This window comes from Algoriphagus jejuensis (assembly GCF_039523455.1).
Classification (GTDB): domain Bacteria; phylum Bacteroidota; class Bacteroidia; order Cytophagales; family Cyclobacteriaceae; genus Algoriphagus; species Algoriphagus jejuensis.
Map to the genome: position 1 here is coordinate 65197 of NZ_BAAAFI010000043.1, position 25975 is coordinate 91171.

The window sequence follows — 25975 nt, forward strand, 5'->3', positions numbered from 1 at the left end:
CACTGCGATCGCAAAGACTGACAAGTGGGACAGACTTACTTAACTTCAAAATCCAGCATTTTTTCTTTTCCAATAAATCCTGTCAGGCGATCGCCAATCTCCACCGGACCCACTCCGGCAGGAGTACCTGTATAGATCAGATCTCCTTTTTTTAGGGTGAAAAATTGGGAGACGTAGGAGATGATCGTGGCAAAGTCGAAAAGCATTAGGCTGGTGTTTCCTTTTTGCTTTAGCTCGCCGTTGATTTCGAGTTGAAAATCAATGTTTTTCAGATCTGCAAAATCAGAGGTAGACTTAAAGTCTCCGATTGGAGCGGAGGAGTTGAATGCCTTGGCTATTTCCCACGGGAGACCTTTGGCTTTGCACTGATCCTGCAGATCACGAGCAGTGAAGTCGATTCCGAGCCCGATTTCTTCGAAATAGCGATGTGCGAACTGAGGCTGTATGTACTTCCCTTCTTTGGAAATCTTTAACACCAACTCAAGTTCATGGTGGATATTTTTAGAGAAGTCTGGGTAATAAAAAGGTGAGCCGTTTTTGAGAAGTGCCGTGTCCGGCTTGAGGAATACGACCGGTTTTCCGGGTTTTTCGTTTTTGAGTTCCTCGATATGGGCCGCATAATTCCGACCGATGCAAATGATTTTCATAGGGAAATTCTGAATTCAGGAGCTTGAATTTCAAACGAAATTCAAACGTTATTTTCGCCCGTGAAATTAATCCTATTTGCCGCATCGAGGTAATTTTTCGAGGAAAAATCAGGCAATGGCATGAAAATCCGCAAGCCGACAAGATCAAAGTTATGCTACACCAGCTTAGGTCGCTCCCGAATCCAAAAACCGAAGTGTTGAGCAAACAAAGAACACCTACATTTCATCCCTGGACAATTTCGGCGAGACGAAGCGTTGATTGGACTTCAATTTTCTAATTCTGTAAAGATCGGATAGTGGTCTGAGGCTTGGTAGAGGTCGTTTTTTAGTACTTGGATGACGGGATCATCTTTCTCTAAAAATGGATTCCAGACCTGTCCTTTTAGGATGTTGATTCCCTTGCTGACCAGGATGTGGTCAATGAGGACGTTAAACTCATCACCGGTAATGCGATCCCTGTATTTTCCCGAATAAGGAGACCAGCCGTACGCATTGAGTTTGGGTTTGGGCAGAACAGATCGTAGTATCCATTCAGGCGTCCAAGTGTCGCCCAGAAGGAGTTCAACAGCACTTTTTGAAAATCTGTTTTCGTAGAAATCTAACTCAAATCCATCATTGATGTCGCCCATAACTATTACATCCTGGCCCTTGGCAAGGTACTGATCACAGCGCTCCCGAATGTGCATGCATTCGCCGAAAAGCCTCAGCCGATCTCTTTGCGACAGTTGCTCAAACCGTGCATAGTCCACCTTGTCAAAAATGCCTTTTGACTTGGTGTGGGCAATAATCACTCGGGAAAAAAGTTGGTCATCCATACCCAAGATGCTCAGTTCGAGTGGTGGTCGGTAGTGTTTGTACTGCTCCTTAATCATCCGATTGGTCGTGTCCATCAAGAAAGGTTGGTTAAAGCGTTCTCCATCGCGAGTCTCGGGAGTGAAGAGGACTTTGATTTTAGAATGATCGTAGAGTGCAGCGAGCTCTTGCTGACCCGAAGATGGGAAGCCATGTACGGCCGAGTAGGTGTGGCCGGGAAGAAATACGTCAGCCCAATCTACGAGCTGGCCGGAGCTGGTTTTAGCTCCACTGACCAGTGTGTTTGGTCCTTCGACCACACCCAAAAAATCCACTTGGAGTGCCTGTACGATCGCGGCGAGTGAACGACTCTTTTTACCTTCCTTGCCCGTGGTGATGGGGGATCCGTCGGTTTCGAAAAGGTTTCGCATCCACTCCATGTTATAAACGGCGAGTCGTAGTTTCATAAAAAAAGGCTTTTGAAGTAAAACAGTAAAGGAAGTTACCATTTTACTTTAAAAGCCTCTGTATCAGACTGGTGTTTTTAGAGTTTGATGTAGATTTTTCTGCGATCCATCCACCATCCAATTAGCCAAATTAGGAGCATGTAACTGAGTGAGAAAAAGAAAGAGGCAGTTTTTGGGCTTAGCCAGCTGGTGAACAGACCCTCATAGTACAGGTTTCGCAGATTTGAATCACCAAAGGGAATCAACATGAAAATATCCACCACAATCCAGGCAAGTACGTATAGCGCCAGCGTATTTTTTCCGAAAACTTCGAAGAAATAAGTCCAGCTTTTCTGATTTCGGACTTCGATCACAAAGATCAGCACGGCAAGGATCAAGAGATCCCATCCTATCGTCAGCAATACATAGGAGCTAGTCCAAAGCTTTTTGTTGATTGGCAACACCAGATCCCAAGCATACGCTGCAGCGATGAGGATAACGCCGCCGAGTAGGAGGATCTGTACCGTCTTGACGTTATTGCCTTTTTTCTGAATCATTTTACCCACCAAATAGCCACCAATTACATTGACAATAGAAGGGAGCGTACTCAGGAGACCTTCTGGATCGAAGGGGATTCCTTCGCCGGTATATAGTCTTTCGGCTCCGATCAGCGCCAAGTCAAGTTTGGTCGCCGCATTGGTTTCGAGAAGGTATTGCGCGCCGGCATCTCCAAAAAAGTGAAGGATCGCCCAATAAAGCAGCAAAGCGGCTACGCTGAATATCCAACCTAATTTTTCGCCGCCCCAGTAAAGGATAATCGCTGCGAAGAAGTAACAGAGCGCGATACGCTGTAAGACACCAAGTAAACGGACTTCAAAGGGGTTTTTCCAAATCACCTCTCCGGCCTCATTCAAGTCATAGAAAGGGAAGGCATTTAGCAGCCATCCGACTAGGAAGATGAGTAGGGTTCGCTTGATGATTTTTCGATAAAAAATTCCCGCAGGCATTTCGTTGAGTTTTTTCATCGCAAAACTCATCGCATTGCCGACCACAAACAGGAACGTGGGAAACACCAAGTCGGTAGGAGTGAAGCCATGCCAGGAGGCGTGAGTAAGCGGCCCAAACATGTCGCTCCAATTGCCAGGGGAATTTACAATAATCATGAAAGCAAGCGTGATGCCTCGGAACACATCAAGGGCGAGATACCGGTTGCTCATGACTTTTGCCTGTTGATCAATTGTCATTGGGTGGTTTTTAAGAGGTAAGGAAAATCAAAGTAAATCTTTCCCGGAATATTCGGGAATGGTAACTATAAAGGGTGCAAACTCTCAAAAAGGACTAGCTGGAAGGCAGAAAAATTCTCATTTGCAAAAATCACTAAAAATTCCTGCGACCGATGGTTAGGGTGCAAGAAACGAAATGGTTAAATTCAGTTGATTTTAAGGTGTTGATTTTTAACCTTTTAAATTTTTATGGATATGAAAAAGGTATCGTATTTACTGGGCTTTCTGACTATTATCACTTTTTCGGTTGATTTCATTATTGGTGACCGGGCACAAAGTTGGAATACTATTCCCAAGGAAAACTTAGTGGACGAAAGCTATACAGTTTTCGTTAAAGACAAACTTTCTTCTAGACTCTTGATTAGAGCCTATGCGAGGTCCAAAGGGATAGATGTATCAGAAAGTCAAATTTTTGTCGAAGGGGCCTATGGCTTTGTCGCTGATCTTAACGAACAACAAATTGATGCGCTGAAAGGGTGGTTTTATTGGTTGAGAGCGTTTACAGACGTTAGGCAGATACGACCCAATTTCAGAATTCAATCTACTCGGGCCAGAATGCAGTCTGATCCGATTCCGCAAAGCACCCGGGCAAGGATGCAGTCTGACTATGACGTTAGCTATCAAACTTCTAACGGTGTTATATTTGTTGGAGGTCCAGAAATACCTCCGAATTTAAACAGGAAGGTATGGGTCATTGACACCGGAATAGACAGCAGCCATCCGGATTTAGCTGCTCAAGTGGTGTTGGGAGGGCAATTTGCCAAATCATTTGTTCAGTCTGAGCCGAACCCCTATGAGGATGGTAATGGGCACGGGACGTTTAGCGCCGGTCTCATTGGTGCCAAATCCACCGACCCGACCGACGAATTTGTACGGATGAACGGCGTAGCGCCTGGAGCCAAGCTAGTCTCTGTAAAAGTCTTAAATAATGAAGGAGAAGGGTCCTGGGGTACCGTATTACTGGGGCTAAGCCATGCTTTGATTAATTCGAGTCCCGGTGATATTATTTCTCTCAGCTTGGGAGGTGATTTTCCCGAGGCTTGTGATTTTTTTAACCGTTCTTGGTTCAAGAATTTTAGACTTTCGGTAAAAAACAAAGGAGTGTTGGTTGTAATGTCTGCAGGAAATCTGGGCGAGGATATGCCAGGTCCAGGACAGTCCTCTACCATAAACTTTCCCGGATGTTTGACCGGAGAAAATTTTATTGCTGTTGGCTCTATTTCTGTTTCAGGAGAGTTGAACTCTGTCGTTGAGTTTTCCAATTTTTCCTATATGGCTATGCCAGCGATAGACTATGTTGCACCTGGCAAAGGTATTTTTTCAACTACCAAAGATCAGGTTTACGAGATCAGAAGTGGTACATCGGCATCTGCGGCGATCGTTTCCGGAATCATTTATGCAAGAGGGGGTCTGCCACTCTCTAATGAGACTATCCGCGGAATCGGTACCGATGAAACTGATTATCCGGTTGCAAAAGTAAAATTACAGGAATAGAGTTTAGCCGATTTTCATATTGGGAAAAGCCGTTTTGAACAGAGGTGTCCACGATTGAATTGTTATTTTGTCAGATGATAAAAACTGATGGTTTGTTCGAAATGGCCTATCGGGAAAGTGGCACCGGAATAACCGCCAAGCTCTCTTCACCGGTTTCTGTGACGGATTGCACGGCAAAGAAGTAGTTGTCTTTGGAATAAGGCAGGGTCAAAGTCGTCTCGGTGGTGAAAAACTTTTTCTCCCACATCGAATCCGAAGTCTCGCGCATCAGGACGTAGTACCCTTTCACTTTGCCGATGGCAGGTGACTTCCAGAGCAAGGTGGAGTTGTTGCTTAAGCCACGCACGTCGATCTTGACTTCTTCTGGCACGCCAGCGGAATTGGCCAGCGATGAAGCCGAGGCAAGATTGACCGCGGCCACCTTTCGCAGGTATTCAAAATCCATGAATTCCGGCAGATCACCGTACTGAATTCCATTTTCCATCCTGACATTTTCATGCTGATGGTAGAAGTTTTCGTTCATCTCCGAAACTCGGATTGCCGTAAAGCCATTTCGAAGAAAAGGAGTTTGGTCGCCACCTCGCAGGAATCGGTCACTTCGATAGATAAGCTTGACCTCCATCTGATCGACGTAGCGCTCGCCCACCTCTTTCATGTATCGGGCTAGTTGGCGGGATTTGCTATCGTTGTCGGCATTGATTCCCCGGCGTAGGTTAGCCTGCTGTTCTGTCTCTGAGAGCGGGATAGTTTCTGAAAAAATCCTGACTTTGGTGTTGTCACTGATATTGGTCTCCGACGAATTGCTGTTGCCGACGATGTCGTTGTTGAGTACCCCGGCGATGTTCCAACCTTCTGCTTTGGCTTTGTCGGCGAGGTAGGTAGCACCTTTGAGGCCTTGCTCTTCACCAGTGAAAGCCACAAAAAGGATTGTCGCCGAAAACTCCCTCTTGGCCATGATTCTTGCCAATTCGATCACGACTGCGACACCGCTGCCGTCGTCGTTCGCTCCGGGAGCACCGCCCTCGGCATCCATTACATCTTTATTTCGGGAATCCAAATGCCCCGAGACAATGAAAATCCGATTGTCGCTTGGATCGGTTCCTTTCAGCGTAGCGATCACATTGGCGACTTTTGAATCGACCAAAACGCGGCGCTCGTCGGCAGGAGTGACAAAATCGGCGATTTCAGCGGTCATTCGACCGGCGGAGGTTTTTGCAAAAGTGTTGAATTTGCTCAATACATAGCGCTGAGCTGCGGGCATTCCGTTTTTCTCATCGACACTCAGCGTGTGTCTGGAGTTGAAGGCAGATAGGTCGTCGATGTACTTTTTCAGAGAATCCGAAGAAACTTCAGAGACCAGTTGTTGAATTTCAGGGTTGCGGTGAACGACGGTTTGAGCTTGCGAGCTCAAAGCCAAGAGGCAAAGAAAAAGGGCGAATAAAGTTTTGCGCATAGTAGTTTGGTTTTAACCTTAACCCTAAATTTATCCGAATCCGATTTAACCCAAGCATCTTTTATATGAACAGCTTCGCACTGCCCCAAACGGGGACGTATCCGTCATTTTACCATACCTACATTTCAAAACTTTCGGAAGAAAACTATCAGGAATTGATCCTTTCGCAGGTCTCCGAGATTCGAGATTTGTTTCGATCCAAAGAGGAAGGTTGGGACACAACTGCCTACGAACCCGGCAAGTGGACACCCAAGGAAGTACTCGGCCATATTGCCGATACGGATCGGGTGATGACTTTTCGGGCGCTGTGTTTTTCCCGAGGAGATCAAAATGCGCTTCCGGGGTTTGACCAAGATCCCTATGTGCTCAATGCCAAATACAATCATGTGCCCACCGAGGTACTTTTGGCGGATTTCGAAGCGGAAAGAACTGCCTTGGCGACTTTGGTGAGGACGCTGAATGAAAACGTACTGGACAATATCGGCACGGCCAACGGCAACCTGATTTCGCCGAGATCCTTGTTTTGGATCATTCCGGGACACTTTATTCATCATTTGAATATTCTAAAGGAAAGATATTAAGCCATGAACCTACCCATTGCCATCATTGATGCCTTTACGGACAAGCCATTCGCTGGCAATCCGGCTGCGGTTTGTCTGCTCGATCATTCCCTCACTGCAACCCAGATGCAGGCTATCGCCATGGAGATGAATCTTAGTGAAACGGCTTTTGTCGAGCGTACTGCCGAACACGGCGTCTTTTCACTCCGATGGTTTACGCCGACTGTGGAAATAGACTTGTGCGGACATGCAACCTTGGCCTCAGCTTTCTGGATGAAGGAGTCTGGTTGGGCTTCTGATTCGAAAGTCTTTCGATTCCAAACTCGAAGTGGAGAACTCTGTGTTAAAAATATTGACAGTCAGCTTACGATGGATTTTCCTTTGATACCGACATATACCGATACGCATCCTAGATTTAGTTCAGAGCTTTTTGGCAAGAAGATCGTCCAGGCGGCGCAGTTGAGTCGAAACTGGATTTTTGAGTTGGAATGTGAAAAGGCAGTTCGTGAGTTTGATCCGGATTTTGTTGAGATCGCTAAGCACAGCGATTTGGGATTTGTGATCACCGCCAAGGGGGACGGGAAGTACGATATGGTAAGCCGTTTTTTCGGCCCAAATGTCGGAATCAACGAAGATCCGGTGACTGGATTTGCCCACTGCGCTTTGGTGGACTATTGGAATCAAAAGACCGGAGAAACTCAGTTTAAAGCCTATCAGGCAAGTAAACGTGGTGGCGAGCTTTTCCTCGAAAAACATGACGATCGAGTCCTAATCACCGGCAAAGCGGTTAAAGTGTTGGTGGGAACGCTAGAAATATCCTAGGCCATGGAATTAAAAAGATCTTTTAGAGTACACCCGGTCCGAAAAGTATTCAAGCGGATCACTGACTACTGGTTGAATGACGCGAGTTTTGTGGTGCTGTTGGTGGCATTGGTATTTACCGTTTTTGTGTTGCCGATTTTGATTGACTATGGCCACGTCAAGATGCTTTTTGTCAACATGGTGTTTATCTTTTTGTTCTTTACAGGCATCTGGGCTTCGGATAATAGACTATTGATCACACTCACGACGGTTTTGTTCTTGTGTCAATTGGTGCTGCGTATTGTGCGATTTAGTGATTTGCCTGTTGAGTTTTACCTGCAAGAAAGAATCATAGGCTTGCTGAATATGGTCGTCTTCATCTTCCTGAATATTCGCTTGCTTTTCAGGAATTATGAGATCAACCTTTTTCGGATCATCGGGGCGATCAATGTCTATTTGCTGGTTGCTATCCTCGGCGCATTTGCCTTGGAAGTGATTCAGATCAGTGTTGGTTCTTCGATTTCGGGTATCTCAGTAGATATACCGATCAAGGAATTGACCGGTGTGGATCAGGATTTTTCCACCTACATCTACTTCAGTTTGGTGTCCCTGACCACCGTGGGATATGGAGATTATCTGCCGGTAAACATTATGTCGAAAATGCTGGCCGTGTTCCTTTCGACCACGGGAATTCTATATCCAGCCGTTGTGATCGCCAAATTGGTCGGTTCTAGTAACGCCGAAAAATAATAGGAACTTCCATTCCTGTAAATCCGACCCCAGAATTCACATTTACTCCTTACTTTTTGAATAAACTTATAGACCACACCTGATGAAGAAAATTTACCTGAGTATGCTGTTGCTCCTGTGCTATGGACTAGCCTGGGCACAAACCGAAACAACCACGTCCCGAAAGATTCCAGTGGAAACCAAGGTGGAAACCACCGCTGAAGTGACGATCAAAGGCAAGCGAGTTCCTTACAAAGCCACCGCAGGCACTCAGCCTGTTTGGGATGAAAAAGGAGAGCCGATTGCCTCACTTTTCTACACCTTCTACGAAAGAACTGACGTATCTGACAAGACCAAGCGCCCGTTGGTCATCAGTTTCAATGGTGGCCCTGGATCGGCGTCTATCTGGATGCACTTGGCCTACACCGGGCCGGTGATCTTAAACATCGACGACGAAGGCTATCCAGTTCAACCTTATGGGACCAAAGCCAATCCTCATTCGATCCTCGACGTGGCCGACATTGTCTACATAGATCCGGTAAATACGGGATATTCACGAATTGTGAAAGAAGATACGCCACGGGCTACTTTCTTCGGGATCAATTCCGATATCAAATACCTAGCGGACTGGGTCAATACCTTTGTGACGCGTGCCAACCGATGGGCCTCGCCAAAATACCTGATCGGTGAAAGCTACGGCACCACCCGAGTGGCTGGTATCGTGGCACAGTTGCAAGATGCGCATTGGATGTATTTCAACGGAGTAATCCTCGTGTCTCCGACTGACATGGGAATCGAGCGTGAAGGTCCGGTGAAGATGGCCAACTATTGGCCGTACTATGCTGCTACCGCTTGGTACCACAAGGCTTTGCCGGCAGACTTGCAGAGCAAAGATCTGGACGAGTTATTGGCGATCGTGGAGCCGTTTGCGCTGAATGAAGTGCTTCCGGCCATGTCCAAAGGTGGCATGCTAACCGATGCCGAGCGGGATGCGATAGCTACCAAGATGGCCTACTATTCAGGCTTGAGTAAGGAATCCATCCTTGACTACAACCTGATGGTTCCTACCAGCTTTTTCTGGAAAGAGCTGCTAAGAGAGCGTGACGGCATGACGATCGGTCGATTGGATAGCCGTTACAAAGGATTTGACCGCATGGAAGGTGGAGATCGCTATGACTTTGATCCGGCGCTGACGAGCTGGAATCATGCTTTCGCTCCGTCATTTCAAATCTATGCCAAAAACACGTTGAAGTTCAACACTGACCTGACCTACAATCTCTTCGGCCCGGTACATCCATGGGACCGAAGTAATGAAAATACCGGAAATGATCTGGGAACAGCCATGCGTCAGAATCCATATTTGCATCTGATGGTGCAATCGGGGTATTTCGACGGAGGCACAGACTACTTCAATGCGAAGTACAGCACCTGGCACATCGATCCAACAGGTAAGATGAAAAACCGCATTGACTTCAAAGCCTATCGCTCAGGACACATGATGTACCTGAGAGCCGAGGATTTGGCGACTTCAAACGAGGACATTCGGGTATTTATCCAGAAGTCCACCGTGGCACCCGGTCAGCCTGCAATGAACAAGTAATCGAAGTAGGACTGGTCATTACCACTAGAAAAGCCTGGGAGAAATTCCGGGCATTTTTATTGCCGTGGTTGGTGTCCTTCCGGACCGATTTAGTTCGACCCTTTTGGGATGAGTTTTCGAAATTCTATCCTAGGATTTTTAATCCTTTTTTCTCGTCAATCGAGTCAGGTTAGGATCCTCACGATATCTCCTCAGTATTACTCCAGATGGCTATTACGGATTCCTAGGAGCGGACTCACCCTCTCCCAGACTGCTGTCGATCTGCGGTTTCACGTCAATAACCACTCTTTTGTAGCGAGTGAGGGCAGGAGAACCTTGATCGGTGACTTCCAGGATTATATGCAGCTCGCCCAGTCTTGGTGCTTCTGGAATTACAAAATGAGCATTTGCTGAGTCGGCATTTTCGAGCTGCAGGGGAGTTGCAGTACGTCCGTCGGTCAAGGTGTAATCGCCGGGTTCTCCGTAGTAAAACCATCTGTAGGTCATTTGATCTCCGTCTGGATCCGTAGTACCCTGAGCATTTAATTCGATGCGGTCGCCTACTCTCGCATCCAGATTTTCCGGAGTGTTCAGTTGTATTACAGGTGGGTGGTTTGCGTCATCGTAGTCTTTGATCGTCCAATCCATCCGGGCTTCGAAGTCATTTTGAAAAGCTTCTCTCCAGCGGTAGATAGTGGCTTTGTTGCTCAAGTGCCACTCTCCATCGAATCCAAGCACTTCATCTCTTGCATCAGTCCACAAAGGGCGAGTTTCCGGCTCAGAAAACCAGCTTTCCGTTCTGGGTTGGTAGAATTCATAGCGACCGCCCCAATTTCCGTAGTCCGGGCGCTCTGGATTTTCCATACCGGTGTGGATCAGATGCATGAAACTCGGAGAATCTCCTTCCATCAAAAATTCCATGTGGGGGTATTCGGCTCCCAAGGGACCTTTGCTGCGGATATGCTCGTCCAGCCAGGGATTGTCCACGATTTCAAAATTTCCTCCTGCGAATCTGCCATGAAACTTATCACCGCTGATCCCAGACCAGGTGGCGAAATGATACGCACCATAGGCATGAATTCCGGGGCTGGCAATGTAGAAGAGCTCAGGAAATGTCTTTCTCAACCACGGCCCACTATCATCCTGATCTGAAATGGTGTACACACGCAGCTTCGCTACAAACCTCTCCAATTCAGCAGGTGTGCGGGTTTCCTTTACTTTCCAAAGGGCTTGGGCGAGGCAGTTGGGCCCACCCCAGACCAGTACCCAAACAGGACGCGGATCGTCTTTGTCCACGGACTGGATGATAAGTTCGGATCCTTCGGAGTCCATTCCTTCTCCCACAGCTTCCATTCCGAATTTTGGAATACCTTCCTTAAGCACAGATCTGAAATAGTCAGCGGTTGGATATCCTTTTTCATGCTTTTCCAGGTTTGCGTGGATGGTATCATAAGCGGAGAGGATTTCCCTGATTCTCCAAGCTGCGATTTTATTCCGCTGATGGGTTGACGTCGTGGCGATGAGACCTTCTGTGTCCCATTGGTTGGAGTAAGTAAGGTAACGAACCAAAGACATTGCGTCGTCTGGTTCATTTTCTATGTCCGTGAGGACAATTATTCTTTCCTTATTTACACTGTTTTGGGCGAATAGTTCAATCTGCATAAAAACTAAAACTCCAATAAGTACTAAGGTGTATTTGATTTTTTGATCCATGGGTCAGTTTATTTTATTGTAATAATCACTCGTCTATATCTGGTCAAAGCGGGACTTCCATTGTCTGTGACCTCACAGATCACATGGATCGTTTGTCCGGTTTTTGCGTCTTTAGGCACGGTCAGGTCGGCGTCTTGCTCATTTGGATGCTGGATCGAAACCTCGCCTTTGTAGGAGCCCGGATCGCGATACTGCCACCAATGATAGCTAAGCCCATCGCCATCTGGGTCATGGGAGCCTGCTGCACTTAGTTTTACATTAGCTCCTGGTTTTAGCAGCATGTCCTCGTCGTGGGCCAGCTTGACGACGGGCTCATGATTTGCCTCCGCAAAAGACTTGACCGTCCAGTCTGCTCTTGCCGCAAAGTCATTTTGCATGGCCGCAGTCCAGCGCCAAAGCGGTTCCAGATAGTCCGTAAGTTTCTGGTCGTTGGGTATTTCTTCCTTTAGCCGCTCTCTTCCCCAGGCAGAGTCGCCATACCATCTTCCTTCAGGGTAGGAATAAGTGGAATCCAACACCGGATCCAGCCAGGTGTTTTCGCGAACTTTCACGTATCTACCTCCCCAGCCTCCAAAGTCCGGCGATTCCATGCTCCGCAATCCGGTAGGTACGGTATGGAGAAAAGCAGGTGAATCTCCCTCTGACCTGAAATCGCCTTTGTCGAATCCTTTATCACCTTCTTTGTGGGCTGGATACATGGACAAAAGTGGCCCATGCCCCTCCAGGATATTTTCGTTCATCCAGTCCGCCGCAAGGTATTTCTGCTCAGCTTCCGGCAAATACTTTTTCCAATGATAAAAGATGGCGATGAACTGATCAGAAATGATCGTAGGGATATTGTATTTGCCCCAGACCGGGCGAATGTATTTCTGATAGGTGTCGTCTTGCTCCCAGATGAAATAGAAACGGATTTTGCCTGCGACCGCCGCCATTTTTTCAGGATGATCTTCCGCTATCGTTTTCAATGCCCGCGCAATGGTATTAGTCCCACCCCAAGCCTGAATCCAGATTGGCCGATCGTCGGATTCGTCCAGCAGTACTTTTACGATGTGCTGGGAACCAGCCGTGATTTTTTCCATCTCACCTTCTGTCTCCACATTTCCGAGAAAAGTGCGAGCGCTGAGGAATTCTGCAGAAGGGTAGTCCGGGTCATGCTTGAGAAGGTTGGGCTGCACTTTTGCGTAAGCATTCAAGTAGGGCACAGCCCAGTCGTCACCGGCCCATTTGTGACCATGCCAGTGGTATTGGGAGCTTGAGGTAATGATCCCCTCAATATCCCATTCGTTCGCGTACAGTAGAAACCGCACCAGGGAGCATTCATCGTCGATCTCTCCATCGCTGGTGACGATCACCCTTGGTTTTTCCGCTTTTTGCTGCGCAAAGACATTCGTGTCAAGCGTGCCAATTAGCAGCACTAGGAACAGGGATTTTGGGGAAAAGTTTAGAGGGTTCATCGATTGATAGTTTGCTATAAAGCAGTTCTTTGGAGATCTAGTTTGCGTTTACGGAGACGATCACTCTGGTATATCGTGTTAGTGCCGGACTACCATTGTCGGTCACCGCACAGATCAAATGAATAGTTCCAATGCCATGGGGCACTACAAAAGAAGCCTGAGCCTGATCTGCGTTTGTCAACTTTACCTGCTCGCCGACATTAGGGAAAGTGCTGGGTTCGGTATGCACATACCAATGGTAGCTGAGTTTGTCCCCGTCTGGATCTTTGCTTCCGGCTAGGCTGAGTTTGATGGTTTCACCGGGTTTTGCCACTGGGTTGAGCTTGCTTTTAGTCCGCACTAAAGGCGGATGGTTGGCTTCTTCATAGGACTTCACGCTCCAGTCTGCCCGAGCTGCAAAATCATTTTGCATGGCATCTGACCAGCGCCACATTGGTTTGAAATAAGTATTGCGCTGTTCCGCAGTGGAGGTGCTTCCTTCGCGCAAACTTGCTCTGCCCCAGCCGTTGCTACCGTACCATCTGCCTTCCGGATATTCATATCCAGAGACCGGCACCGAGTCCAGCCAGGTGTTGTCGCGAACTTTCACAAATCTTCCGCCCCAACCTCCATAGTTTGGTGATTCCAAGCTTCTCAGGCCTGTGGGAATGGTATGTAAAAAAGCCGGAGAATCTCCTTCTGAGCGGAAATCGCCGTTTTCCATCGCAGGATAAAGTGCTGCCAAAGCGCCGTGGTTTTCAAGAATATTTGCTTTCATCCATGGCCCTTCAAAATACGGCAGCATTTCTTTTGGCTGAACTTGAGCCCATCGGTAAGCAATCGCTTCAAACTGATCCGAGATGATGGTCGGAATATTATATTTCCCCCAATGCGGACGGATGTATTCCTGATAAGTCACGTCCTGCTCCCAAATCAAATACAGACGCATCTTTCCGGCTACGTATTCCATCTTTTCAGGATGGCTTTCTTCAATAGTTTTCAAAGCTCGCGCAATGGTATTGGTGCCACCCCAGGCTTGAATCCAGATGGGGCGATCATCTGTTTCATCGAGAAGTACCTTGACGATCAGCTCTGATCCCGGAGTGATTTCAGTCATCTCGCCCTCTGTTTTAACATTGCCCAGCAGGGTTCTTTCCCGCAAAAAAGCTGGGCTTGGAAAATCTGGATCATGCTTGACCAGATTTGGATAGTCCTTTGCGTAAGCGTCCAGATAAGGATCGATCCAATCATCTCCAGGCCAATTATGTCCATGCCAATGGTATTGAGAACTGGAAGTGATAATTCCATCCACATCCCATTCATTGGCATAAAACAGAAAGCGGACAATGGAACATTGATCGTCAATTTCTCCATCGCTGGTGACTAGGATTCGGGTCTTGTCGGATTTCTTTTTTTGAGCCATCCCTTCGGTAAAACCAAGTAGGAGCAGGGAAAAAATCAAAAGCGATATGTTGGGTAGGTATTTCATGGAATGGAGGTTCGGTTTGGGTGTTTGTTTAGCCAATTACTTTTTTCCAGCCTTCATAGTAGTCGGCTACATTTGCTGAGTTTTCTCCTGGTAAGGTGCTAATGGATTCTTGATTAAAGGATTTGAGCTGCTCTAAACTTTCATATACTCTGACATTCAGCCCTGCCAAATACGCCGCGCCCAATGCGGACACATCAGCGATGGCTATGTTGGTGACTTTGCGTTGGAGTAGGTCGGCAAGGAACTGCACCACAAACTTGTTAGAGGTGATGCCGCCATCTATCTTGATTTCGGTCAAGGGAGTGCCGGAATCGGCCTCCATGGCAACAATCACATCTTTGATCTGAAAAGGAACAGACTCCACCGCGGCACGGATCAGATGGTTTTTGGAAGTCTCGAAAGACAATCCTTCAATCGTGGCCTTGCGATTCATGTCCCAGTGCGGGGCTCCCAAGCCCGAGAAAGCCGGTACGATATACACGCCGCCGTTGTCGGAGAGGGAAAGGCATATTTGCTCCAATTCCGACGCATTTTCAAACAGGCCCAGTTGGTTTTTTACCCATTCGATCGTGGCGCCCGCGGAGACGATTATCCCTTCGAGCGCATAGTCCACACGATCTTCAGTACTCCAACAGATGGTCGTGACCATTCCATTTTGGGAGGTCTTGGGTTCCTTTCCGATATTCATCAGGATGGAGCTCCCGGTTCCCAGTGTGGCTTTGGCACTACCCGGTTCAAAACAAGCTTCCCCAAATGCCGCTGCGTGTGAGTCACCGATCAAAGCTGAGATGCTGATTGGATGATCCAGCAGTCCTTCGAGATTCGTGTCACCGAAGTGGAAAGAAGAGGGCTTTAATTCCGGCAGCTTGAGTTTTGACAGGCCAAAATCAGCCAACAATTCTCCATCCCAGCGCAGTTCTTTCAGGTTGAAAAACAGCGTTCTGGAAGCGTTGGTGTAGTCTGTCAGATAGGATTGACCCTTGGTTAATTTAAAGAGAAGCCAAGTGTCGACGGTACCAAAGTACGCTTCTCCCTTGTCGATCGCGTCCCTGACCTTAGGTTCATTTTCGTAAAGCCAGATTACCTTGGTGCCTGAGAAATAGGGATCGATGATCAAGCCCGTTTTCTCGTTGATTTTTCTGCCAAAGCCTTCTTTCTCCAAGCGTTCACAGACTGCTACTGATCGCTTGCATTGCCACACGATGGCAGGGTGCAGGGGCTTGCCTGTCTCGTCCCAGATGACGAAGGTTTCCCGCTGATTGGAGATGCCGCAGGCCTTGATCTGTGCCAAATCACCTCCGTTGGCTGCAAAGCCGTCTAGGCACTTGCGCACGGAAGTCAAGACGTTTTGGTAGATCTCTTCCGGGTCTTGCTCCACCCGGTTTCCATCCAGATAGACGCTCTTCAGCGGCTCGGTGGTCTTGTGGACCGACTTTCCGCCCTCGTCGAAAAGGATGGTTTTGGTGCTGGAGGTTCCCTGGTCTATGGCTAAAATGTAGGACATGTCGTATGCTGTTTTCCGAGTCGGGTTGAAGGTTGTTACTCGCTTTTTTGATTGGACTTGTCGATGATCACCGCAAGCAGGATCACGATTCCTTTGATGACTTGCTGCCAAAAAGGGGAGACGTTGAGGAGGATGAGTCCATTGTTCAATACGCCGATGATGACTGCTCCGAGGACTGTGCCGAGGATGGTACCCCTGCCGCCGGACAGGGAAGTGCCACCGATCACGACAGCCGCGATAGCGTCCAGTTCATAGCTAATACCGGCATTGGGTTGTGCCGAGTCCAGTCGGGCTGTCACCAAGACTCCGCCGACTGCGGCCAATAGTCCTGCGATGGAATAAACCCAGATCTTGACCTTGGAGATGGGGATCCCGGAGAGGCGCGCGGCATTTTCGTTTCCTCCGATGGCATAGATATAGCGTCCAAACTTGGTCTTGCCGGTCAGTACGACTGCAATGAAGACGACCAGCCCGGAAATCCAAACCGGCATGGGGATTCCCAAAAACCAGCCGGTACCCAAGAATCCAAAACTTTCTCCCAACCCTGTAATCGGGTGACCTTTGGTCCAGAGCATGGTGAATCCCCGCGCCATGGTGAGCATCGCCAGCGTAGCGACAAATGGAGGGACCTTGAATTTGGTGACGGCATATCCGTTGACCCATCCCAGGCCGCCGCCCACAAGCAAACCGGCCAACACGGCTCCCAGCACGGTAAATCCGATAAAGAGATTGGCGGAGGGGATGCTGATGCCAGACCTCAGCAGTCCGGCAGTTACCGCTCCGCAAAATGCCAGGATAGAACCTACGGAGAGGTCGATTCCCGCAGTCAGTACCACCAGCGTCATACCCACAGAGATGCAGACGTTGACGGAAATCTGCCTCATGACGTTCCAGAAATTGTCCGCGGTCATGAAGTTTTCCGTCGTGATGGCCAAGCACAAGCACAGGACGAATAGAGCTATGAGGGACTGAAACTGGGCAATATTTAGGTTTTTCTTAAGAGCGATCATGGGTGTTGGATTTCGGGAATACAGGCATTCATGATGTTGTTTTCGGTGGCTTCTTCACTGCTGAATTCGGCGGTGATCTGTCCCTCGGACATGACCAGGATGCGGTCTGAGATCGCCAGGATTTCGGGGATTTCGGAGGATATGACCAGGATGGAGATTCCTTCGGAGCTCAAGCGGGAGATCAGGTCGTAGATTTCGCTTTTGGCATTGACGTCGATGCCCCGGGTAGGCTCATCGAGCATGAGGACTTTCGGGTTGCGCTCGATCCACTTGCCAAGGATGACTTTTTGCTGGTTGCCTCCGCTGAGTTTGTTGATGGCTTGATCGGCTCCCGATGATTTGATTTTCAGGGAGGAGACGTGTTTTTTGTAAAGCTGGGAGTGAAGCCGGTCGCTGAGAAAGCCCAGCTTACTGACCTTTTCCAAGACCGTGAGACTCAGGTTTTTTTCCACCGACATGCCGGGTACAATCCCGTCCTTCTTTCGGTCTTCCGGTACCAAAGCCATCCCGGCTTCGATCGCCTGAATGGGATTTTTGAACTTGCAGTCCCTGCCGTCCAGTGTCAGGCTTCCGTCCAAGGTTTTGGAATGGAGTCCAAAAAGGCTTTCGCAAAGTTCGGTTCGTCCGGCACCCATGAGTCCATAGATACCCAACACTTCCCCCTTGCAGAGTTCGAAGCTGATGTCTTTCAGAAGAGGTCGGGCGCTGTTTTCCGGGTTAGCCAGACTGAGGTTTCTCACCTCCAACATCTTGTCGTCGGAACAGTTTTTCGTAGTCTTCTTCGTTATCTTGACCTCTCGTCCAGCCATCATGTTGATCAGCTGAGGGCGGGATATTTGGGACACAGGTCCTTCGCCGACGATCTTTCCGTCCCGGAGTACGACAAAGTCATCTGCGAGTGCGAAGAGTTCGTCCAGCTTGTGGGAGATATAGACGATGGCTTTTCCTTCAGCTTTGAGTTTTTTGATGATTTCAAAGAGCACCTCGACTTCGCTTTCGCCGATGGCCGAAGTGGGTTCGTCCATGAATACCACCTCGGATTCGACCAGCAGGGCTTTGGCGATCTCCACGATTTGCTGTTGACCTACTTTCAGACTTCCCACCAAAGCAGTGGGCTCCACGTCCAGCTTCAATCTTTCAAGGAGAACTTTTGTCTTTTGGATCATTTGTCCTTTGTCCAAAAAGCCGAAAACATTGGGCAATTCCCGTCCAAGGAAGATATTCTGGGCGACGGAGAGGTAGGGGATCAGGTTCAACTCCTGATGGATGATCGCGATGCCCAAGTCCTGCGCGTCCTTGGGACGGGAGAATTTGACTTCGTTTTCCCTGAAAAGAATCTGGCCCTCGTAGTCGGTATAAACTCCGGACATGATCTTGAGCAAGGTCGATTTCCCGGCACCATTTTCCCCGATCAGGGCTGTCACTTTGCCTCCCTCGAGACGGAGATTGACCTCACTGAGTGCGGTCACGCCGGAAAACTTTTTGGTGATCTGCTTTACTTCCAAGAGTGCCGCCATACTAGGGATTGATCTTGAGAGTGAAAGGAATGACTTCGAGCGCCTCTAGGTTCAGGTGCGCTTGGTTGAGCTCCATTGCGCCTTCAAAGCTGACCTGGTCTCCGGTTTTCAAGGCAGATCTGAAAGCAGGAACGATGTCTTGTCGGATTTTGGCGTTGATCTCTTCCGATATCGTGTTGAAGTCGGAGGTGTTTGGATAGTCGTTGATCTTCACGAGTCCGGAGGCGTCACGCAGGGCATTTCCGTAGATGAATTCCGTCTCGATCTCTACGCTTTTGTCCCCAACTTGCAGCAGGACATGGTTTTCGTCCACCGAAGTGACCCTGCCTTCCCCCTTCACCCGGAAGTATCCGATGTTGCCGATGCCGAGTGCATTGCCGCTTTTTTCGAAGGTGGCTGCTGCATCCGACTTAAGGTCGGTGATCAGTTGGAGAAAGTCGGGAGCGTCGCGGTAAACCTCGGATAGCTCTTGGTCCCAGATGCTTTCCACATATTCATGGGCATCAAAGACCTCTTGGTGGTTTTCAGCCTGTCTCTGGTCGAGCGGCTGGATGTATACTGAATTGTAGCCCAGCAGTCCCAAAAGGACAATCCCTACGCCGTATTTGATCGCTTTCTGATTCATTTGCTTCCGTAGGCTTCGTATTGCTGTACATTTTCCTGATTGACCATCTCTACCGTCACGGGTACTTTCTGGGCAAAATCACGCTTGCCTTCAAAATAGGTCTTGGCGTATTCGGCGGCAGTCCGGGCGATCAGTTTGGGAAACTGCATCCCCGTGGCGAGGATCTTTCCTTGGTTGATTGAGGTGATCACATCACTGGCGCCGTCAAAGCCAAAGACCATGACTTGATCGGATTTTCCGGCGGCGACCAAGGCTTGGTAGGCTCCCATGGCCATGCCGTCATTTCCACAGAAAACCCCCTTGATATCTGGATGCACCTGTAAGATGGATTCCATGACTTCCATGGCCTTGTTGCGGTCAAAGTCCGCGTTTTGCTGGGCAACCATCTGCAAATCCGGATAGTTGTCCACTACGGAGTGAAAACCCTTGGATCGGCTCCAGGTATTGTTGTCACCGACCAGGCCGAGGATCTCGACGTATTTTCCGCTTTTGTCCAGCTTTTCCACGAAGTATTTACCGATGGCCACGCATCCGGCATAGCTGTCGGAGAGGATTTGGCTGGTGGCGGCGTCGGTGGCGTTGATTTCCCTATCCATGCAGAACACGGGGATTTCGGCCCGCTTGGCGATCCTCACGTTGGCGATGGAGCCGTCTGCATCGGTGGGATTGAAAAGTATGGCATCGTAGCCGGAAGAGATGGCGTTTTCGAAGTGGTCGGTCTCCAGCGCGGTGTTGTTTTGGGAGTCGAAGATCGTGGCCTCAAATCCCAATTCCGTCGCGCGGTTTGCCGCCGTCTCTGCCAGGACAACAAACCAGGGATTGTTGAGTGTGGAGACGATCACCGCAACCTTTTTCGGGCTATTCGGGTCGGCTCCCTTTTGCTTCTGGCAGCTGGCGCAAATACCGGCAATCAGCAGGAAGAGAAATGGGAAGAAGCTGTTTTTGAAATAGGTCATTTTTGGGTGTTTGGGGTTTATTTCAAAAGCTTCTCTGCCTGGGCTAGAATACCCTCCGGGGAGATTCCATAATGCCCGAAAATTTCTACCTGCGATCCGGTCACGGTGTATTCATCCGGAATTCCCATGATGTGGAATCGGTTACTGGCTCCCTTTTGGAAAAGGTAAGAAGCACAGGCTTCGCCCAAACCACCGTTCACCATGTGTTCTTCCACGGTGATGATGGGTTGGCCTTTGGCTGCCAGCACATCCAACAGCTGGGTGTCAAGCGGCTTGATGGTGTGCATGCTGACCACTTTTGCGCTGATGCCGTGTTTTTCGTCAAGCGCTTTGGCCGCTTTCCAAGCGGGATAAACGGTCTCCCCATTGGCGATGATCGTCAGGTCATCTCCTTCGCGGACAACCCGTGCTTTCCCGAATTCAAACTTTTGGTTTTCCTCAGAAAGAAAAGGCATGGCCTTCTTGCCAAATCTGAGGTAGACAGGCTTGTCTGATTGGCTGGCAAGGCGCACCGCCTGTTCGGCTTCAAAATTGTCCGCCGGTACCACGATGATCAGGTTGTTGATCGCACGCAGGGCGGCAAAGTCGTGAAGGCTGTGGTGTGTCGTGCCCAAAGCCCCGTAGCTCACTCCGGCACTGATCCCGACGAGCTTGACGGGATTGTCGGAGTAGGCGACGTCATTCTTGATTTGTTCCAAAGCGCGTGCAGTCAAAAAGCAGGCAGGGGAGACGGCAAAAGCCTTCTTTCCGGCCGAAGCCAATCCGGCCGCCACACCCACCAAGTTTTGCTCGGCAATGCCGACTTCGACGATTTGCTGGGGGAATTTTTGGCCAAAAGGCACCAGCTTGCCAGAGCCCCGCGAGTCACTTGTCACGGCGACGATATCCCGGTCTTCGGCCGCCAGCTTTTCCAGCGTTTCCGCAAAAATCTCCTGGTTAGCTTTTCCCATCCGGAGATCCATTTCCACTAGTTTGTCCAGTTCCATAGGTTTCAAATTTGTGCTTCGGCAGTGTCCAGTTCGGTCATTGCCAGTTCGTATTGCTCTGGGCTTGGCACGCCATGGTGCCATTTTAGCACGCTTTCCATGTAGCTGATGCCTTTGCCCTTGATGGTATGGGCGATGATGAAGCTGGGTTTTCCGGCTTCAAAAGGACCGTTGTTGAGTGCTGATTCCAGGGCTTGGAGGTCGTGGCCGTCGACTTCTCGCACCGCCCAGCCAAAGGCTTCCAATTTTTCCCGCAGGGAATCAGTATTCATGACTTCTTGATTGGAGCCTGTGATCTGTTGCTTGTTGTTGTCCAGGATGGCGTAGAGATTGTCCAGTTTGTAATGCGCAGCCGAGAGAAATGCCTCCCAGTTGGATCCCTCGGGCATCTCTCCGTCGCCCAGAAGCGTGAAGACCCGATGCGTTTTCCCGTCAAGTTTGGCGGCGATGGCTTCCCCGACACAGATGGGGAGTCCGTGGCCCAAGGCTCCGGTATTTTGCTCCACGCCATTCACTTTCTTGGTGGGATGCCCAATGTAGTGGGATTGGTATTGGCACAGGGTTTCCAGATCCGATTCGGGGAAAAAACCCCGGTCAGCCAAGGTCACAAAGAGCGCTTCGACGCAGTGTCCCTTGCTCTGGATATAGCGGTCCCGGTTGGGATTTTTGAAATCGGCAGGATCGACATTCAGCACCCGATTGTAGAGGACATTCAGCGTGTCCACGCAGGAAAGACTTCCGCCGGTATGGCCGGCCTTGGCTTTATAGATGTATTTGAGAAGGTTTTTTCTCAGCAATACAGACTTTATTTTCAACTCGCTGTCGGTCATCTGAAGGTAGTTTTGATAGCAGCGGACTGCAAGATGGATGTTGTGTTATCCCTGGTGGTGGTAGACTTCCCAGCCCAGGTAGTTTTCAAAGGCCTCTTGAAGCACGGCGGAGGTATGGGAGGCATTCATGACCACGTGATGCTCAAAGCCGTTTTTGCAGATGTGCTTCATCAAACCTTGGAGATCTGGGATTTTGGCCACGGCTCTGTTACCGAAAGTTTTCAGCTCATCGTCAGTCAAAACCCCGTCGCCGACATAGGCTTTCATGATTCCTCTGGTGTCGTCGGTACTGATCCGACCGAAGGTCAAGGGAGAGGCAGGCGTTCGCCCATCGAGTGCCCCGTAGGTGTTTTCCACTCCTACGGTCGTGCCCAGGATAGGCGCATTGCTGATCTCTATGTCTGGGAGAAAAGACTTGGCCCAGTTGCCGCAGTGGAAAAGCACGCACTTTTCGTCGTCGTCCGCATAGTTGTTGTTCCAATCGACCAAGGCACTCGGAGAGCCTGAGGCCAATTGCATGGCGTACATGCTGAGCGTTCCGGTGACATCGACTTCGCAGGCGCTGGGGATCATTCCCTCGCTAAACATGCTGGAGCTGGTGCAGACATTGCATCCGAAATTTTGCTGCAGGGAAGTCCAGCACTGGATGGCGTTGGCATCGAGCTGATTTTCGGTCATGAAATCATTGAGGACCACATCGAGCTTGGCCATCTGGATCAGAGACTCGCTTGGCGTCTTGCCTGTCGAGGCATAGTTGTGGATTTTTTCCAGATGTTCTTTCACTCGCTGATCACCGGGGCCGAGCTTGTTTGCTTTGCCGAGGATTTCGGAGAGATCGCAGGTGACGACGGAAATGCCGTTTTTCTGAAGGATCTTCTCACTGTACCGCACCGTGTTGAAAGCTGTAGGTCTTGCACCAATGGCACCGATGCGCACATTTTTCAGGCCCTTGACCACCCGACAAACTCCCAGGAACTGCTCCAAATCCGCCAGAAAGGATGGATCGGTCGGGTGAACCACATGCTTGGTGGTGATGGAGTATTTGATGCCGTATTGGTAGAGGTTATTGCAGACAGAGATCTTGCCGCACCAGGAGTCTCGGCGGTTTGCCACATTGAGTTTGTTGAGCTCATCCGGATAGCCTTGGATCAGCACCGGCACCTTGAGATCAGCTAGATGGAGGGTGTCGGCCACGCCACGTTCGTCCCCAAAATTGGGAAGGACGACCAATACACCGGCGATATCATCTTTGTGCTTCTTGAATAGATCCGCGCATTTTCTTGCATCAGTATAGGTTTCTACTCCGCCGAGCTTGGTGTCGGTTTCCTCCAGAATGATCACGTTGATGCCTTTTTCACGAAACAGTTTTAAGATGTCCGCGCGGGCTTCAGATACCAGTTTGTCGGGAAAAAAATCCCGGTTGCCTATGATCACTCCCAAGGTGAGGTTTTGCTTTTTCATTGAATGGGTCAGTATGGGGTACTATTTATGTGGTCGGTTTCTCTGCGATGATCAATTCGATCTCGTGCTCCTTAAATACTTCTTTGTGCTTGTTTTCTATCCCTTCGTCCGTGATGATGTAGTCGATCAGAGATAGGGCTCCCAGACTCGCAAAGGCGCTTTTGCCGATCTTGGAAGAGTCGGCAACCAGGTAAGTGGTGTCTGCGGCCTCGATCATGGCTTTCTTGACCACAAGATCGCTGAGGCTGGGATAAGTGAGTCCGGACTTCAGGGATATTCCAGCCGTTGCCAGAAAGAGTTTTTGGACATTGAGACCTTTGAAGAAATCCGCCGCCTTTTGTCCGGTGAGCGAAAGGGTAGGAGCTTTGAATTCTCCGCCTGTCATGATGATGTCGATGTTTGGGTTGGCGCCAAGCATCAGGGCAATATTCAAGGCGTTGGTAATCACCGTCAGTCCTTTGATGTTGACGATCTTCTTGGCGATTTCTGTGGTCGTCGAGCCTGAGTCCAGGATGATGGTATCACCCGGTTGGATGAATTCAAGGCACTTCTGGGCGATGATTTCCTTTTCTCTCAGGTTTTCTTGATGGACGAGTGAGAAATTGCGAACCTTATCTTCTACATCCTTGAGATGGACGCCACCGTGTTCTCGGTTTACCAGTCCATTCTTCTCCAATTTCTCCAAGTCCTGCCGGATGGTCACTTCGGTGACTTTAAAGATCCTTGCAAGGTCGTTGACTTTGGCAGAGCCGTCTTCTTTCAATAGCTCAAGTATCTTTTCTTTTCTTTGTTTGGGAAGCATGTGGATTTTGTTTCTTGATGGAAAACAAAAGTAGCCTATTTCGAAAACTTATGCTTTTCATTGGGTTTGCTTTCGCAATATTTCATTTTGATATACAGCCTTTCGAAAATTATCTTCCCAGGATCGTTTGAATGAAGACTTGGATTGAGCGTTTTGATGTAAAACTTAGCTAGGAGGAGGGGGCTCTACCTCCTAGGGTAGAGCCCTTCCTTCTAAGTCCATGTATTTATTGGTAACCCGGATTTTGGGTAAACTCATCCCGGTTAGTAACCGCGTCCAATTGCGACTGAGGGATAGGACGGATATAGTGGTGTTGACCCACGCTCTTTACGTCCGGATTTAGTGCAGGGACTCTGTCGACAAGCTTGTTGGTTCTTTTCAGATCAAACCATCTCAGTTGCTCCCCGGCAAATTCTCTTGCGCGCTCATCCAAGATGAAGTCGAGCGTAACTTGGTCTGCGGTGATTTTCATTGCATCCGCTTGGCCGGGCTTGGCTGCTCTTGCTCTTACTACATTGATGAAATCTGCCGCAGCCTGAAGGTTGCCAAGGTACATCTGCGCCTCAGCTGCGATCAAATACAATTCTGCAAATCGGATGACATATGCGTCTCTCGCACTCTGAGCTTCATTGGCACTTGATCTGGTGTTGTCCATGTGCTTAGTGAGTGTAGGATAGCGAAGATTGTCACGGACGGTTCCGTTTTGGTTATAGATGTCATTTCTATTATAGACCTGATATTTATGTCCCGCGCTTCCCTTGAAAGCAGATCTGGTGGCTACTACGGCTGTGTCTCCCCGGTGCATTCCGGCTGGGAGGTTGGTGGAGTTGGCATACCATACCTCCATAAATGACCCTTCATATCTATTATCCGCCTCGCTGTATAGGTCTAGCAGTGTTCTGGTGGGCATGTATCTGTTGAACGGTCTGCCATATTCGATGGCTCTGGTGAGTCCGGGCAGGTTGTCGTATTTCATCAGGAAATGCAGGTGACCATTATTACTGCCACGGCCATGTCCAAGGGGATTGGTTTCATTGTTTCGGAGGTCATTCAGAGTAAGATTTTCCGCATAGTTCACCGCGTATACTATTTCGCTATTACGGTTGTTGGCCATAATCCATAGGTCCTTATAGTTCGGTACAAGTTTGTACCCAAAGCCCCCATTGATCACTGCAGTGGCCATATCACTCGCTTCCTTGTACATCTTTCTCGTCAGATAGATGCGGGCGAGAAAAGACATCGCTGCCGGCTTGGTTACTCTTCCGTAATCTGGAGTCGTAGGGGCAAGGTGCTGCACGGCGAAATTCAAGTCTTCGAGAATCTGGGCGTAGAAGGTATCCACCGGAGTTTTATTGGCAGTAGTGATGATCCCTTGGGATTCTTCCAAGGTGAAATGTACCCCTCCCCAAGTCTCCACGATATGATAGTAGTAAAATGCCCTAAGGAACCTCAATTCAGCTTCTCTCTGTAGACGGTTGGCCGGTGTTAATCCTGCGTCGGCGATTCTGTTGATGCCAGCATTCGTCAGGTTCACGGCTGCATATAGCTGCGTCCAAAGTGTAGTGATAGGGGCGTTGGTGCCCTGTAGGTTGGTGTAGGTGGTCAGATCTGGCCACACATCCCCTGCTGCACTCATCCAGATATCGGTCCCCATCTCTGTCATATTGTATGCCTCTTCTTTGCCATACCACCATCTCTGGTAAGAGTATGCAGCATTGACTAAGGACTCAAATCCTTCAGGAGTGGTATAAACGGCCTCTGCAGTTAGACCGCTGGGGTTGTATTCTTCCAACAAGTCTTCACAAGACGTGGTAAGTATCGTGATCGATAAAGCGAGTATGGATAGTAATGATGTATTTTTCATG

22 protein-coding genes are annotated in these 25975 nt (G+C 49.1%); 5 read left to right on the plus strand and 17 right to left on the minus strand.

Features of this window, described 5'->3' with window-relative positions:
• Window positions 1–35: 35 nt before the first annotated feature.
• From ABD031_RS17155 to ABD031_RS17165, 3 genes are all read right to left on the minus strand, one after another.
• Window positions 36–647, minus strand: coding sequence for a fumarylacetoacetate hydrolase family protein (locus tag ABD031_RS17155; RefSeq protein ID WP_343853712.1), 612 nt, complete (start codon window positions 645–647; stop codon window positions 36–38).
• A 266-nt stretch (window positions 648–913) separates the two neighbouring features.
• On the minus strand, window positions 914–1906 hold the full coding sequence (locus tag ABD031_RS17160) for an endonuclease/exonuclease/phosphatase family protein (protein WP_343853714.1): 993 nt from the start codon (window positions 1904–1906) through the stop codon (window positions 914–916).
• A 77-nt stretch (window positions 1907–1983) separates the two neighbouring features.
• Window positions 1984–3129 carry an acyltransferase family protein gene (locus ABD031_RS17165; protein WP_343853715.1) on the minus strand — a complete coding sequence of 382 codons (1146 nt, stop codon included), beginning with the start codon at window positions 3127–3129 and terminating at the stop codon, window positions 1984–1986.
• A 234-nt stretch (window positions 3130–3363) separates the two neighbouring features.
• Between ABD031_RS17165 and ABD031_RS17170 the strand changes: the two genes are divergently transcribed.
• Complete coding sequence (locus ABD031_RS17170) at window positions 3364–4662, plus strand: S8 family peptidase (RefSeq protein ID WP_343853716.1); 1299 nt, start codon at window positions 3364–3366, stop codon at window positions 4660–4662.
• Between the two features lie 106 nt (window positions 4663–4768).
• Here the strand turns inward: ABD031_RS17170 and ABD031_RS17175 are convergent, their stop codons facing one another.
• A complete protein-coding gene (locus ABD031_RS17175; protein WP_343853718.1) occupies window positions 4769–6115 on the minus strand; it encodes a M20/M25/M40 family metallo-hydrolase in 1347 nt (448 codons plus the stop codon).
• Between the two features lie 65 nt (window positions 6116–6180).
• Here ABD031_RS17175 and ABD031_RS17180 point away from each other — a divergent pair, with 65 nt between their 5' ends.
• From ABD031_RS17180 to ABD031_RS17195, 4 genes are all read left to right on the plus strand, one after another.
• Window positions 6181–6696: a DinB family protein gene (locus ABD031_RS17180; protein WP_343853719.1), complete on the plus strand. Its 516-nt coding sequence runs from the start codon at window positions 6181–6183 to the stop codon at window positions 6694–6696.
• Window positions 6697–6699: 3 nt separating this feature from the next.
• On the plus strand, window positions 6700–7497 hold the full coding sequence (locus ABD031_RS17185) for a PhzF family phenazine biosynthesis protein (protein WP_343853721.1): 798 nt from the start codon (window positions 6700–6702) through the stop codon (window positions 7495–7497).
• Between the two features lie 3 nt (window positions 7498–7500).
• Window positions 7501–8226 carry a potassium channel family protein gene (locus tag ABD031_RS17190; RefSeq protein ID WP_343853723.1) on the plus strand — a complete coding sequence of 242 codons (726 nt, stop codon included), beginning with the start codon at window positions 7501–7503 and terminating at the stop codon, window positions 8224–8226.
• 82 nt (window positions 8227–8308) lie between these two features.
• The gene (locus ABD031_RS17195) at window positions 8309–9805 is read left to right on the plus strand and encodes a S10 family peptidase (RefSeq protein WP_343853725.1); all 1497 of its coding nucleotides are present in this window, start codon (window positions 8309–8311) and stop codon (window positions 9803–9805) included.
• A gap of 213 nt (window positions 9806–10018) precedes the next feature.
• Here the strand turns inward: ABD031_RS17195 and ABD031_RS17200 are convergent, their stop codons facing one another.
• The 13 genes from ABD031_RS17200 to ABD031_RS17260 all read right to left on the minus strand — a co-directional run bounded on the left by ABD031_RS17200 (window position 10019) and on the right by ABD031_RS17260 (window position 25974).
• Entirely contained in the window at window positions 10019–11497 is a 1479-nt protein-coding gene (locus ABD031_RS17200; protein WP_343853726.1) for a DUF1593 domain-containing protein, read from the minus strand.
• Between the two features lie 8 nt (window positions 11498–11505).
• Window positions 11506–12951, minus strand: coding sequence for a DUF1593 domain-containing protein (locus ABD031_RS17205; protein ID WP_343853728.1), 1446 nt, complete (start codon window positions 12949–12951; stop codon window positions 11506–11508).
• A 37-nt stretch (window positions 12952–12988) separates the two neighbouring features.
• Window positions 12989–14419: a DUF1593 domain-containing protein gene (locus ABD031_RS17210; RefSeq protein WP_343853730.1), complete on the minus strand. Its 1431-nt coding sequence runs from the start codon at window positions 14417–14419 to the stop codon at window positions 12989–12991.
• A 28-nt stretch (window positions 14420–14447) separates the two neighbouring features.
• On the minus strand, window positions 14448–15923 hold the full coding sequence (locus ABD031_RS17215; protein WP_343853731.1) for an FGGY family carbohydrate kinase: 1476 nt from the start codon (window positions 15921–15923) through the stop codon (window positions 14448–14450).
• A gap of 35 nt (window positions 15924–15958) precedes the next feature.
• A complete protein-coding gene (locus ABD031_RS17220) occupies window positions 15959–16933 on the minus strand; it encodes an ABC transporter permease (RefSeq protein ID WP_343853733.1) in 975 nt (324 codons plus the stop codon).
• Complete coding sequence (locus ABD031_RS17225) at window positions 16930–18450, minus strand: sugar ABC transporter ATP-binding protein (RefSeq protein ID WP_343853735.1); 1521 nt, start codon at window positions 18448–18450, stop codon at window positions 16930–16932. Before ABD031_RS17225 ends, ABD031_RS17220 begins: the two co-directional genes overlap by 4 nt.
• Before the next feature lies 1 nt (window position 18451).
• Window positions 18452–19075, minus strand: coding sequence for a DUF2291 domain-containing protein (locus ABD031_RS17230; protein WP_343853737.1), 624 nt, complete (start codon window positions 19073–19075; stop codon window positions 18452–18454).
• Complete coding sequence (locus ABD031_RS17235) at window positions 19072–20031, minus strand: D-ribose ABC transporter substrate-binding protein (protein WP_343853739.1); 960 nt, start codon at window positions 20029–20031, stop codon at window positions 19072–19074. Before ABD031_RS17235 ends, ABD031_RS17230 begins: the two co-directional genes overlap by 4 nt.
• A 17-nt stretch (window positions 20032–20048) precedes the next feature.
• Window positions 20049–21017, minus strand: coding sequence for a transketolase family protein (locus ABD031_RS17240; protein ID WP_343853741.1), 969 nt, complete (start codon window positions 21015–21017; stop codon window positions 20049–20051).
• Between the two features lie 5 nt (window positions 21018–21022).
• Window positions 21023–21847 (minus strand): transketolase, encoded by an 825-nt coding sequence (locus ABD031_RS17245; RefSeq protein WP_343853743.1) that lies wholly within the window; start codon window positions 21845–21847, stop codon window positions 21023–21025.
• Window positions 21848–21892: 45 nt separating this feature from the next.
• Window positions 21893–23308 (minus strand): L-fucose/L-arabinose isomerase family protein, encoded by a 1416-nt coding sequence (locus ABD031_RS17250; RefSeq protein ID WP_343853745.1) that lies wholly within the window; start codon window positions 23306–23308, stop codon window positions 21893–21895.
• 25 nt (window positions 23309–23333) lie between these two features.
• Entirely contained in the window at window positions 23334–24110 is a 777-nt protein-coding gene (locus ABD031_RS17255) for a DeoR/GlpR family DNA-binding transcription regulator (protein ID WP_343853746.1), read from the minus strand.
• Window positions 24111–24336: 226 nt separating this feature from the next.
• Window positions 24337–25974, minus strand: coding sequence for a RagB/SusD family nutrient uptake outer membrane protein (locus tag ABD031_RS17260; protein WP_343853748.1), 1638 nt, complete (start codon window positions 25972–25974; stop codon window positions 24337–24339).
• Window position 25975 lies beyond the last annotated feature (1 nt).